Here is a 12,267-nt window from a genome sequence, read left to right on the forward strand (position 1 = left end):
AAATATTCTTTCACCTTAAGACAAGCCTGAATTTCCGCACGCCCTCCTCGCCCGCCGGGAATACCTCGAAGCCCAGCTTCTTCACCAGCCCGATGATGCGGTTATTCTGGGGGAGCGCCTCGCCCACGATTTCGCGGGTGCCGCGCAGGCGGCAGTAGTCGATCAGCTTCTGCATCAGGATTTTTCCCAGGCCGTGGCCTTTCAGGTCGGAGCGCACCGTCACCGCGAATTCGGCGCTGACGTTGTCCGGATCGGCCACCACGCGTCCCACGCCCAGCGTCTCCGGCAAACCATCGGGCCCGCTGCGGGTGGCGATGAACGCCATCTCGCGGTCGTAGTCGATCTGCGTGAAACGCGCCAGCTGCGAGGGATTCAGTTCGCGAATGCGCACGAACATGCGGTAGCGCACGTCGTCGGGCGTGAGCGCGTCGAAGAAGCGCAGGTGGGCCGGGCCATCCTCGGGCCGCACGGGGCGCAGCAGCAGCTCGCCGTCTCCCCAGGCGATGCGCTCTTCCAGCTCGCGCGGATAGGGCCGGATCGCGAGGCGGTCCAGCGTGCTGCCGGAACGGTCGGCCAGCGCCAGGCGCATGCGGGCGTCGAGCACGATGGCGCCATTGGCGTCGGCCAGCAGCGGATTGATGTCGAGTTCGACGATTTCCGGAATGTCGCAGACCAGGCGCGAGACCTGCACCAGGGTCGCGACGATGGCGTCCATGTCGCTTGGGGGCCGGTTGCGGTAGCCGGCCAGCAGCCGCGCCACGCGCGTGCGGTCGATCATGTCGCGCGCCAGCACGGCGTTCAGCGGCGGCAGCGCCACCGCGTGGTCGTCCGCTACCTGCACCGCGATGCCGCCCTGGCCGAACAGGATCACCGGCCCGAACACGGGATCGGTAGCGGCGCCCAGGATCAGCTCGTGCCCTTCCGGCCGGCGCGCCATGGCCTGCACCGAAAAGCCTTCGAAGCGCGCGTCGGGCCGCATCTCCTGCAGGCGCTTGCGCACGCGCTGGGCGGCGGCGCGCACCGCCGCTTCCGAGTCGAGGTCGAGGGCGACGCCGCCGACGTCCGACTTGTGCATCACGTCGGGCGAGAGGATCTTGACGGCCACCGGGAAGCCGATGCCGCGCGCGGCCGCCACCGCCTCGTCGACCGTGTCGGCGGCGCGCGTCTCGACCAGCGACATGCCATAGGCGCGCAGGATGGCCTTGGTCTCCGGGTCGGACAGCAGGTAGCGCCCGGCCGCCAGGGCCTCGCGCACCAGCGCGCGCGCAGTCCCGCGTTCGCTGGCGGCGATGCTCGAGACCGAGGGCGGCACCTGCATCAGCAGGTTCTGGTTCTGGCGGTAGTGCACGATCTGCAGGAAACCCGCGACCGCGTCTTCCGGCGTGTCGAAGGTCGGCATGCCGGCATTCGAGGCGATCTCGCGCGCGCCGGCGACCGAGTCGCCGCCCAGCCAGCAGGACAGCACGTTGCGCGAGGCGCTTTTGGCCAGCGGCGCGATCGCGCGCGCGATGTCGGCGCTGTCGACGTTGGCGGTGGGCGCGTGCACGACCAGCACCGCGTCCGTGTTCGGGTCGCGCAGCAGCAGTTCCAGGGCCTGGCGGTAGCGCTCCGGTTCGGCGTCGCCTTGCAGGTTGACGGGGTTGGCGCGCGCGCCGGCGGGCAGCAGCGCCGCCAGGCTTTCCAAGGTCTGCGGCGCCAGCGCGGCCGCAGTCCCGCCGCCGCACACCAGCGCATCGAAGGCCAGCACGCCGGGACCGGCGCCATTCGCAACAATGGCCAGGCGCTCGCCGTGCAGCGGCTTGGCGTGGGCCAGGGTCTCGACCGCGGCGAACAGCTGCTCGGTGGTGAACACGCGCAGCATGCCGGCGCGCCGGATCGCGGCGTCGAACACGTCGTCCATGCCGGCCAGGGCCCCGCTCTCGCTCGCGGCGGCGCGCTCCGCTCCACCGGCGCGTCCGGCCTTGAGCACCAGGGTCGGCTTGCTGCGCGCCGCCGCGCGCGCCGCCGACATGAACTTGCGCGCATAGCGCAGGTGCTCGACGTAGAGCAGGATCGAGCCGGTGGCGCCGTCGCTTGCCAGGTAGTCGAGCACGTCGCCGAGGTCGACGTCGCCCGAGTCGCCCAGCGCGATGAAGTGCGAGAAGCCGATGCCGCGCGAGCGTGCGCGGTCCAGCACGCCCGTCATCAGCGCGCCCGATTGCGAGACGAAGGCGATCCGTCCCGGCAGCGCGCCGCTGTTGGCAACGCTGGCGTTGAGCTTGATCGCGGGCGCCAGCAGGCCGGCGCTGTTCGGCCCGAGGATGCGCAGCAGGTAGGGGTGGGCCGCATCGAGCATGGCCTGCTTCAGCGAGCGTCCGCGCTCGTCGCGGGCGTCGGCCAGGCCGGCGCTCAGCACGATGGCCGCACGTGTGCCCTTCTCGCCCAGCTGGCGGATGATGGCCGGGACGGTCTCCGGAGGCGTACAAATCACGGCCAGGTCAGGGGCGGCCGCGAGCTCGGCGACGCTCGCAACAACCGGCAGGCCGGCCAGTTCGGTGTGCTTCGGATTGACCGGGTAGATCGCCCCGCCAAAGCCGCCCGTGACCAGGTTATGCAGCAGGGTCGCGCCCAGGCTTCCCGGCCGGTTCGAGGCGCCGACCAGCGCCACCGAGCGCGGCGCGAATAGTTTATTCAGGTTGCGGACGCTCATCGCATGCCCTTGCGTCCAGGCGTGCCCTTCGATAAACGCGAAATCGCTAGACTGGACCTCAAGCCAACCTCCTCTCCCGACAAACCGAACATGACAGAACAAGACGCAGCGCCCGCCGCACCCGACAGCCGCAAGGTGATCTACGCCGCCATCGTCGCCAACCTCGGCATCGCCGCCGCCAAGTTCACCGTCGCCGCAGTGACCGGTAGCGCCGCCATGCTGGCCGAAGGCATCCACTCGGCGGTCGACACCGGCAACGAACTCCTGCTGCTGGTCGGCGAGAAGATCGCCGCGCGCAAGCCCGATGCGCGCCATCCCTTCGGCTACGGCAAGGCCGTGTATTTCTGGGCCCTGATCGTGGCCCTGTCCGTGTTTTCGCTGGGCGGCGGGCTGTCGATCGTGCACGGCATCCACAGCCTGCGCGCCCCGGAACCGCTGGGCGACCCGTTCTGGAACTACGTCGTGCTGGGCGTGGCCTTTCTCTTCGAAGGATACAGCTGGAACGTTTCGCGCCGCGCACTGAACGGCAAGCGCAAGCCCGGCGCCTCGCTCTGGCAGACGGTCCGCGCCAGCAAGGACGCCTCGACCTTCACCGTCTTCATCGAAGACAGCGCGGCCCTGCTCGGGATCGTGGTGGCGGCATCGGGCATCTGGCTCGGCCACCTGTTCGACAATCCGTACATCGATCCGGCGGCCTCGATCGCGATCGGCCTGCTGCTGGTGGGCGCGGCCTTTACGCTGGCGCGCGAGACCGGCGCCCTGCTGCTGGGGGAAAGCGTGGGCGTCGAGCAGACCGGCAAGCTGAAGGACCTGTTTCGCGCCGACCCGGCCATCGAGACCGTCGGCCAGCTGATGACGATGCAGCTAGGGCCCGACGACGTGCTGCTGACGGCGGCCGTGCGCTTCAAGCGCGGCATGCGTATCGACGAAGTGGACCTGGCGATCGCCCGCCTCGAGCGCGCGGTGGAGGAACTCGACCCGGCAATCACGCGGGTCTATTTCGAGGCGGCGGCCCTGCGTTCGGCGTGCCGTTCGGCGATCCCGTAACGGTAGCGATGCGGCGGCAAGGCGCGCAGGGTGTCCGACTGGCTCAGCAGGGCCGCCATCAACTCCTCGACCAGGCGCGCGATCTGCTGCTGCAGCGCCTGCGCAGCCAGCGCCAGGCTGCCGTCGCCGGCGCGCAGCAAGCGTGCCTGGACCAGCGTATCGGAGCGCACCGCCGCGTGCACGCTGCCGATGGCGACGCCGCAGCTGACGAAGCGCACGCGCAGGCGATGGTCGACCAGCATGGTGCCGTTCAGGAAGCGGTCGATTCCGATGTCGGACAGCACCTGGGTGATGACTTCGGCGGCGCGGCCGGCGAGTTCGTGCTGGTTCTTGCGGCGGCGCGGTATGAGCAGCTGGACGATCCAGGCCATCGCGGCCCCCTTATGAATATTTCGACAACAGAAGCTTACCAGTTACAACTTTTATTGACAATCGGTAAGTGTAGTGAAGGCGCGACAGCCTGCCGAAAATATTCTCTCTTGCCGCACTCAGGCGGCTGAGCGCGCCGTCACCGGATAACCCGCCTCGTCGATTGCGGCAGCGATCTTCTCCAGCTCTGCGCGGCTATCGATCTTCACCTTCTTGGTCGCCAAGTCGATTTCCACCTTCGCCTCCTGGTCGAGTCCCTGCACGGTCTTCGTCACGCGGCCCACGCAGTGGCCGCAGCTCATGCCTTCCACGGTCAGTTCATACATCGTTTTTTCTCCTGTCGATTGATTGACCGGCACGCTGCCGGCCTTGGTTGAAATGGGTGAAAGCGAGGAAGATGGCCGCCAGCCGCGCAGCAGCAGCGCATTGGCGACCACGCTCACCGAACTGAGGGCCATCGCGGCGCCCGCCAGCATCGGATTGAGCAGGCCGAACGCGGCCAGCGGAATGCCGACCAGGTTGTAGACGAAAGCCCAGCCCAGGTTCTGGCGGATCTTGCGCCAGGTGCGCTGCGAGACGTCGATGGCATCGGCCACCAGGCGCGGATCGCCCCGCATCAGGGTAATGCCGGCCGTGTGCATCGCCACGTCGGTGCCGCCCGCCATGGCGATGCCGACGTCGGCGGCCGCCAGCGCCGGCGCATCGTTGATGCCGTCGCCGACCATCGCCACCGTGCTGCCCGCCGCGATCGCCGCGCGCACCGCATCGGCCTTCTCCGCCGGCAGCACCTGCGCCGTGTAGCCCTCGATGCCGAGTACATCGGCCACCGCGCGCGCCGCCCCTCGATTGTCGCCGGTGAGCATGTGTGGCGTCACACCGATCGCCTTGAGGCGTGCGACCGCTTCGAAGGCGCCCTCCTTGACGCGGTCGCCAAAGGCCAGCAGGCCCAGCACCTCGACCGCGCCCGGTTCGCCGCGCGCCAGCCAGGACACGGTGCGGCCCTCGGCCTCGTGGCGTCCGGCGCCGGCACGCAAGGCATCAAGGTCAGCGCCCTGCTCCTCCATCAGCCGCGCATTGCCGAGGTAAAGCGTCCTGCCCTCCACCTCGGCCTGCACGCCGCGTCCCGGCAAGGCGCGCGCCGCGCCGGCCGGCGGCACGGCGAGACCATGTTCGCGCACCCAGGCTTCCACGGCGCGGGCCAGCGGATGCTCGCTGTGCTGCTGCACGGCGCCGGCCAATGTGGCGACGCTTTGCGGATCGTCGCCCTCGACCGCGACCAGCTGCGGCCGGCCTTCGGTCAGGGTGCCGGTCTTGTCGAAGACGACGGTGTCGAGCGCATGCGCCCGTTCGAGCGCTTCGGCGTCGCGGATCAGGATGCCGTGGCGTGCGGCCGCGCCGGTGCCGACCATGATCGCGGTCGGCGTCGCCAGCCCAAGCGCGCAGGGACAGGCGATCACCTGCACCGCCACCGCGTTCAGCAGGGCCGCCTGCCAGTCGCCCGTCGCCAGGCCCCAGCCGAGCAGCGTCACCAGTGAAATCAGCAGCACCACCGGCACGAACACGGCGCTGACACGGTCGACCAGGCGCTGCACCGGCGCCTTGACGGCCTGCGCATCCTCGACCTGGCGGATGATCCTCGAGAGCATGGAGTCATGCCCGACGGCCGTCACCTCGACCAGCAGCAGGCCTTCGCCGTTCACGGCGCCGCCCGTCACGCGCGCGCCCGGCCCTTTCGCCAGCGGCAGGCTCTCGCCGGTCAGCAGCGATTCATCGAGATGGCTGCGCCCTTCGACGACGCGGCCGTCGGCCGCCACGCGCGCACCGGGCCGCACCACCAGCTGGTCGCCCACGCGCAACGCATCGAGCGCGATGGCCGTGTCGGCGCCGTCCCTGCGCACGATGGCCTCGTCCGGGCGCAGCGCTTCGAGCGCGCGGATGGCTTCCACGGTCTGGCCCTTGGCGCGCGCCTCCAGCCATTTGCCGAGCAGGACCAGGGTGATCACGGTGGCCGAGGATTCGAAGTACAGGTGGCCGCCACTGTGGACGCCGCCGCGCAGCAGCAGGTAGACGGAGAGGCCGTAGGCGGCGCTGGTGCCGATCGCCACCAGCAGGTCCATGTTGCCGCTGCCTGCGCGCAGCGCCTTCCAGCCGGCGCGGTAGAAGCGCGCGCCCAGCCAGAACTGGACCGGCGTGGCCAGCAGCCACTGCAGCCAGCCGGGCAACGCCCAGTCCAGGCCGGCGGCCTGGCCGAGCATCGGCGCCAGCAGGGGTACGGTCAGCAGTGCCGCCAGCGCCAGGGGCCAGCGCGCCGGCGTCGCCCGTTCCCGCTGCGCCGGCCCTGCGTCGGGCGTGACGGCCGCCTCGTAGCCTGCTTTTTTCACGGCGGCGAGGATCGCGCCGGGTGCCGCGCTCCCGTGCACGCTGGCGCGCTCGGTCGCCAGGTTGACGCCGACTTCCTCCACTCCGGGCACCGCGCGTATGGCTTTCTCGACACGCGCGACGCAGGAGGCGCATGTCATGCCGGAAATATCAAAGCTGGCCACACCGGTCTTGGCAAGCTGGTCGATATTCTTGTTCATGGGGTCCTCGCTTGGGTCCTCGTTTTACGATGCTGCCAGTTTGGTCCTTCCCATCGTGGGAAGGTCAAGCGCCCGCGGCGACGCCCGTTGATTCCGTCCTCGATCGCGCCGCGGCAGGTGAACTTACTGCCGCGTTCCATATCGAAGGCTTAGCTCTTCGGTTTCCCTCACCAGGAGAATGCATGAAACCTTCCATCCACAACGTGGCCCGTCATTGTATGGTGCTGCTGGCCTGCCTGCTGGCGGCGGCGTGCAGCCGGCTGGCCGAAGAAGACGAAACCCATGCGGAAGCGGCCCACGTATCGGTCGTGGAGCAGACGCCGGGTCCGACGCCCTTCATCGTCAACCTCGCGCTCAGGCTCGAGGACTTCGCCCATCTCGACAGCGTGTCGTACACCGTCGCCGCCAAGCCGGGTACGTTCTCGAAGCCTGTCACGGTCACCTACACCCGCGCCCGGTTGGAACGGACCGGCGCCTGGAACGCGGCCGGCAAACGCCTGTCCTTCGCTGTTTTCGGCCTCTACGCGAATTACCAGAACAGCGTCACCGTCACGGCGCATTTCCGCGACGCGTCCACCCACGTCGAGCGCCTCACGATCACGGCACCCGCCTAAACCGGCCCGGCCGCGATCTACAACACCCCGCAGGTGCGCACCGCACGCAGCGCGGCCGTAGCGCCCGGCTTCGACTACATGATGCTGCAGAACGATCTCACCACGCCGGTCGTGCTCGATACCGACGGCAACCTGCGCTGGGTGGGAACGGGATTGAGCACCTCGATCGCATCGCTGTTCCACGACGACGGCTTTTTCGTCGGCAGCGCCAACACGCCGGAACTGTACCGCCTCGAGCTGAACGGCAGCTACGCCCCGCGTCCGCTGGGGTCGACCCGCTATACCAACTTCCACCACGACCTCGTGCGCGGCAAGACGGGCTTGCTGGCCGAGCTCGACGCGCTCGAGGGCGGGGTGCTGCGCTACGAGTCCAACCTGGTGGAGATCAGCCCGACGGGCGAAGTGATCAAGGAATGGGACATGGCGAAGATCTTCCGCGACGCAATGCAGGCCGGCGGCGACGATCCGTCCAACTTCGTGCGCGACGGCATCGACTGGTTCCACATGAATTCGGCGATCTATGTCGCGGCCGACGATTCGCTGCTGATCTCGAGCCGCGAGAACTTCGTCGTCAAGATCGACTACGCGACCGGCCACATCAAATGGATCCTGGGCGACACCACCAAGCACTGGTATGTCGACTATCCGTCGCTACGCGCCCTCACCCTCAAGCTGAAATCCGGCAAGCCGCCGGTCGGGCAGCATTCGCTGTCGATCGCCTCGAACGGCGAGCTGCTGATGTTTAATAACGGCCTGGGCAGCGTGAACCAGCCGGCGGGTACCGCCGCGGGCATCACGCGCGACTACAGCACGCCGTCGCGCTATGCGATCGATGCCGCCGCGCGCACCGCGGTCGAAACCTGGACCTATTCGCCGACGCCGGCAATCTATTCGGCCATCTGCTCGAGCGTGTACGAGGCTGGTGCGCCGAACCACCATCTCATCACCTATTCGGCCGTGACCGCGCCGGTTCGTACCGAGCTCCTTGCGCTGGACAGTGCCGGCAAGATCGCCTTCGATTACGTCTATCCCGGAGGTAACTGCGCCGTCGCGTTCAACGGCAAGGAAGTGGACTTCTCGGCCCTGATGCTGAAGTAGGCGCGCGGGCTGCCCGCCCTGCCTTGCGCTCGGTGCCGGACGCTGCGCCCAGTGGGGCCATCGGCAAGACCAGGTAGCACATGTCGGCACGGTCGCTGCGGGTTTGCCGGCTGACGAGGAAGCTGTCGCGTCCCAGCCGGCCGGACTGCGCGGGGCGTCCGGCCAGCTGCAGCGGCCGCACTTCGTCCGCGCGCAGGATCAATTGCACTTCGAAGCCGACGGTTGGTCCTGCGAACCTGCGCAGGATGGCGCGCAGCGCGGCGCTGCCCGCGCCGCTGGGCAGGAAGCAGGCGAAGCCGGCCGCATCCAGCGGACCGATGCGCAGGCGCGCACGCAGGTCCGGCCGCCAGCTGCGTTCTCCCAGCAGCACGTTGTCGCCCAGCTCGGCATTCACGCCGAGCGCCGCCTGCTCGCCGGCATCGAGGCGGTCCCAGTAACCGACGGCTTCTTCGATCTCCATCGGGACGCCGAAGTAATCGGCCAGCAGGCGTTCCAGCACGACGCGCGAGCGCGGCTGCTGCTGCAGCATGCCGGCGAAATGCGCGACCAGATCCTCGGGCATGGCGCCGGGTACGCCTGGCCGGCGCGTGGGTGCGCATCCGGCCAGAGCCAGCAGCAGGGGCTTGAAACAGTCGGGGCCGCCCGCCCTGCCGGGCGCCATGGTCTCGACCCGGTTCTTGCGCCAGGCACGGTAGAACAGCGCCAGCATCCGGTTCGACAACAGGTCGAGGAAGGCGCGCGGGGCCGCATCCCCGCACCCGCCTTGCCAGGTGGCGATGCGCTCGGTGACGTGCAGGGGGAGTGCCCCATGTACGCCGAGCAGGCCCATGAAGGTGGGCGTGACGGCGAAGCGGGGGCGCTCGCCCTCCCCCGCCTCCATTCGCGCCACCGCTTCGATCTCCGAGGCCGGAAAGCCCAGCCCCAGGCTGTTCTCGAAGCGCAGGCACTCGTGCAGGGCGGCGTCGAAAGGCACGCCCCGCTCGCCCAGCCAGGCCAGCAGGATCGAGACCGCCTGGGTGAACTCGAATTCCTGCGGCGCCGCCAGCAGCCGCTCGATCAGGGCCGTACGTGCTCGGCGGTGCGTGGGGCGCATGCGAATAGTTCCTCTCCGGTCTGCTGCGAGACGATCTCGAGCCGGGTGAAGCAGTTGAGCTGGCTGTTCAGGGCGAAATAGCGATCCATCACCTGCGCGAACACATACAGCGAGCTGCCGGCGAAAGCCTCTTCGTCGACCGTCATGCGGATGGCGACACCCGGCATCAGTGCGGACACGGGCCGGGTCCTGAGCCAGGCGCGCACGGTGCCGTGTTCCAGGCCCACGATACCGGCGATCTGGCGCCGCGCGCTCGGCGAACGCGGCAGGTCGTAGAGAGACAGCATCTTCTGCAGGTCGGGCAGCTCGGCCGTCGTCAGCCCGGCATGGCACAGGGCCAGGTGCGCGATTAGGCGCCAGTGGACGCCCTCGCCCGTCGCGAAACGCCGGCTCGGCGTCGGCTTGCGCAGCAGGCGGAAGGAGATTGCGCCGCCGCTGGATTCGGCCAGCAGGTCGGCCTCCGCCTGGCCGACGCGCAGCTGCACGGGAAGGTCGCGGTTCGAACAGGTCAGCTCGGTCGAGATCGTGGCGTTGGCGCTCTCTTGCGCCGTGAAGTCCGGATCGACCAGGGCCAGCCTGAGTTCGTGTCCGGGACTGATCCGGGCCAGCGTTTCGTCGCGGCGCGCCACCCAGAAGTGGCCCGGCGCGCCTGAACCCTCGTGGCGCACCGCATACAGCGGGCCGAATTCGGTGACGCTGGCCTGCCCGCGCGCTTCGCGCACCACGCTGACCTTGTCGATGCTGTGGATCTCATAGGCGGATGCGTGCGCGCCGTCGGCCGCCAGCCGGTACTCGGCCTGGGTGTACGACAGCTGGATCGGGTCGCCCGCCTTGCGAAACAGGTTCACGACCGGCGTGCAGCCGAGCAGCAGGTGGCGCGCCGACAAGGGCGCCAGTACCCGCGCGGCGATGCAATCGCCGGCCATCCCGGCCAGGCCGACGTGCAGCGTGAAGCGCTCGCATCCGGCAGGCAGGCGGCGCGCCATCTCGCGCAGGTCGATGTCGATGAAGTTGAATTTTTCGGGATAGGCGAAATACTCGGTCAGCAGCCGAAAGGCCGGATGCGAGCGCGCTGGCGCCGGCAGCAGCGCCTCATCCTCATCGAAACCGGCCAGGCCGAGCGGAACGGTCTCCAGGGCCAGCCAGGGTTCGCCAGCGCCGGAGGCCGCCCCGGCCTCCACCCAGGCGCCACGCGCACGCATGAAGAGCGCGTCGATCAGGGCCGCGCGCAGCGACGGTTCGCCATCGACGAACACGCGCACCCGCCCCAGGCCGGGTGCGCACAGCGCCGGCAAGCCGCCTTTCACTTCCAGCGTCAGCGCGATGGCTGCCGTCACGCCGCGCGGCAGGCGCGCCCCGCGTGGCGTGCCGATGGGGATGGAAAAGGCGGCATGGGCGATGCGCAGCGGGCCGCTCAGTACCGGATACACGGTCCTGAACTGGCAGACCGTGCCCGCAACCGGGCTGCTGCGCAAGGGCGTACCGCGCGGGATGCCGGCGAATTCACCCGTATCCTGCCCGGCCCCCGCCAGCCGGCCGACCGAATACGAAGGCAGCGGGCGCAGGTAGTGCGGATACAGGCTCTCGAGCAGGGATTCCGTGAACTTGGGGTAGTCGTCGTCGAGGCGCTTGTGGATGCGCGCGCTGAGCAGCGCGACCGACTGGATCAGCCTGGCGACGCTCGGATCCTCGTAGGTTTCGCCTGCGATGTGCAGCTCGCCGGCCGGCTTCGGGAAGCGGCTGCGGAACTCGCGTGCATACTGGCCGAAGACGCCCAGCTCTTCCTCGAAATACCGCAGCAAATCGTCCATGCCGGCTCCGCGCATCCTGCAAAGAAACCATGCTCCCACTGGGTTGCACGGGCGACTTTGACTGGTGATAAGAACGCTGTGCCGTGTCGAATGTGAACCACGATGCGCGGGAACTCCGGCGCTGCATTGCGGCCTAACATATTGGTCTGGCACGGAGAGCCGCTCATCCGGCCAGGACGGCTTCAGGCGCAGTTCGCGATGCTCCCGCTTTCCTCTTCCACCTCACACACGGCTGCCGCCGCGCTGCGCCATGCGCGCAAGCTGCTGTTCGTGCGCATTCACGCGTTGAGCGCGGAACCTGACGACGCGTTCTGCGCGGCTTTCCAGGCGATGGTCGCCGCGATCGAGGCGGACCTGGCGCATGAGGAGAAGGTGATGGAGGCGCTCGCCTTTGACGGGCTGCATGAGCGGCTGGCGGAGAATGCGCTGCTGCTGGCGTCGCTGCATCGGATCGTGACGCAGGTTGAAGGGGGTGATGCGGGGCTTGGAAGAATGGCGCTGGATGCGGCGGCGGATTTGTTGTCGCTGCATCGGTTGACTACGGATTTGGCGTTGGTGATGGCGCGGGCGGGGGCGCATTGCGGGAGCGCGAAGAGAAAGCCTGATAAGAAGCCACCTGGCGGTGGCTTGTAGTACGGGTGGGATTCGCCCACGTTCCGCGGGCCGCCGGTGCGCGAGTACGCGCACCGCTTCGAATCCCACACGCAGGGCGCGCAGGCGCCCTGCTCGCCTCCGCCGAGTTACAAAAGAAAAAGCCACCCATTCGGGTGGCTTTCTCTTTTGTAACTTGGCGGAGGCGGTGGGATTCGAACCCACGATACAGGTTTAAGCCCGTATGCTTCCTTAGCAGGGAAGTGCCTTCGGCCACTCGGCCACGCCTCCAGTCAACTCCAGCAAACGTCGCTAGCGCTGAGAGCAAGCATATTAATGGCCGGTGCCCGATTGGTCAAGGCAAGGCGGCCAAAAA

9 protein-coding genes and 1 tRNA gene are annotated in these 12,267 nt (G+C 68.6%); 4 read left to right on the forward strand and 6 right to left on the reverse strand.

Features of this window, described 5'->3' with window-relative positions; translation table 11 throughout:
• Positions 1 to 10 precede the first annotated feature (10 nt).
• Positions 11 to 2,689 carry a bifunctional acetate--CoA ligase family protein/GNAT family N-acetyltransferase gene (locus C2862_RS15935; RefSeq protein ID WP_136221120.1) on the reverse strand — a complete coding sequence of 893 codons (2,679 nt, stop codon included), beginning with the start codon at positions 2,687 to 2,689 and terminating at the stop codon, positions 11 to 13.
• A gap of 90 nt (positions 2,690 to 2,779) precedes the next feature.
• On the opposite strand from C2862_RS15935, the gene C2862_RS15940 reads away from it, so the two are divergent.
• Positions 2,780 to 3,736, forward strand: coding sequence for a cation diffusion facilitator family transporter (locus C2862_RS15940; RefSeq protein ID WP_136221121.1), 957 nt, complete (start codon positions 2,780 to 2,782; stop codon positions 3,734 to 3,736).
• Here the strand turns inward: C2862_RS15940 and C2862_RS15945 are convergent.
• A complete protein-coding gene (locus C2862_RS15945; protein WP_136221122.1) occupies positions 3,685 to 4,107 on the reverse strand; it encodes a hypothetical protein in 423 nt (140 codons plus the stop codon). The genes C2862_RS15940 and C2862_RS15945 overlap by 52 nt on opposite strands.
• Positions 4,108 to 4,224: 117 nt before the next feature.
• Positions 4,225 to 6,684, reverse strand: a complete 2,460-nt coding sequence (locus C2862_RS15950; protein WP_136221123.1) for a heavy metal translocating P-type ATPase — start codon at positions 6,682 to 6,684, stop codon at positions 4,225 to 4,227.
• A 182-nt stretch (positions 6,685 to 6,866) separates the two neighbouring features.
• Between C2862_RS15950 and C2862_RS15955 the strand changes: the two genes are divergently transcribed.
• Complete coding sequence (locus C2862_RS15955) at positions 6,867 to 7,298, forward strand: aryl-sulfate sulfotransferase N-terminal domain-containing protein (protein WP_136221124.1); 432 nt, start codon at positions 6,867 to 6,869, stop codon at positions 7,296 to 7,298.
• A gap of 33 nt (positions 7,299 to 7,331) precedes the next feature.
• On the forward strand, positions 7,332 to 8,396 hold the full coding sequence (locus C2862_RS15960; protein ID WP_136221125.1) for an aryl-sulfate sulfotransferase: 1,065 nt from the start codon (positions 7,332 to 7,334) through the stop codon (positions 8,394 to 8,396).
• Here C2862_RS15960 and tssG read toward each other — a convergent pair.
• Together tssG and tssF are read right to left on the reverse strand one after the other, a co-directional pair.
• A complete protein-coding gene (tssG, locus tag C2862_RS15965) occupies positions 8,353 to 9,489 on the reverse strand; it encodes a type VI secretion system baseplate subunit TssG (RefSeq protein WP_136221126.1) in 1,137 nt (378 codons plus the stop codon). The two genes, C2862_RS15960 and tssG, sit on opposite strands and share 44 nt — an antisense overlap.
• The gene (tssF, locus tag C2862_RS15970; RefSeq protein ID WP_136221127.1) at positions 9,453 to 11,300 is read right to left on the reverse strand and encodes a type VI secretion system baseplate subunit TssF; all 1,848 of its coding nucleotides are present in this window, start codon (positions 11,298 to 11,300) and stop codon (positions 9,453 to 9,455) included. Before tssF ends, tssG begins: the two co-directional genes overlap by 37 nt.
• 198 nt (positions 11,301 to 11,498) lie before the next feature.
• On the opposite strand from tssF, the gene C2862_RS15975 reads away from it, so the two are divergent.
• On the forward strand, positions 11,499 to 11,933 hold the full coding sequence (locus C2862_RS15975; RefSeq protein ID WP_136221128.1) for a hypothetical protein: 435 nt from the start codon (positions 11,499 to 11,501) through the stop codon (positions 11,931 to 11,933).
• Between the two features lie 155 nt (positions 11,934 to 12,088).
• On the opposite strand, the gene C2862_RS15980 is transcribed toward C2862_RS15975, so the two are convergent.
• Positions 12,089 to 12,182 (reverse strand) — tRNA-Ser (locus tag C2862_RS15980).
• Positions 12,183 to 12,267 lie beyond the last annotated feature (85 nt).

The sequence above is a fragment of the Massilia sp. Mn16-1_5 genome (assembly GCF_004798585.1).
GTDB lineage: Bacteria > Pseudomonadota > Gammaproteobacteria > Burkholderiales > Burkholderiaceae_D > Telluria.

Coding starts and splice junctions, on each gene's coding strand:
- tssF (WP_136221127.1), bottom strand. CDS start 11,300: ATGGACGATTTGCTGCGGTATTTCGAGGAAGAGCTGGGCGTCTTCGGC.
- C2862_RS15975 (WP_136221128.1), top strand. CDS start 11,499: ATGCTCCCGCTTTCCTCTTCCACCTCACACACGGCTGCCGCCGCGCTG.
- C2862_RS15955 (WP_136221124.1), top strand. CDS start 6,867: ATGAAACCTTCCATCCACAACGTGGCCCGTCATTGTATGGTGCTGCTG.
- C2862_RS15945 (WP_136221122.1), bottom strand. CDS start 4,107: ATGGCCTGGATCGTCCAGCTGCTCATACCGCGCCGCCGCAAGAACCAG.
- C2862_RS15950 (WP_136221123.1), bottom strand. CDS start 6,684: ATGAACAAGAATATCGACCAGCTTGCCAAGACCGGTGTGGCCAGCTTT.
- tssG (WP_136221126.1), bottom strand. CDS start 9,489: ATGCGCCCCACGCACCGCCGAGCACGTACGGCCCTGATCGAGCGGCTG.
- C2862_RS15940 (WP_136221121.1), top strand. CDS start 2,780: ATGACAGAACAAGACGCAGCGCCCGCCGCACCCGACAGCCGCAAGGTG.
- C2862_RS15935 (WP_136221120.1), bottom strand. CDS start 2,689: ATGAGCGTCCGCAACCTGAATAAACTATTCGCGCCGCGCTCGGTGGCG.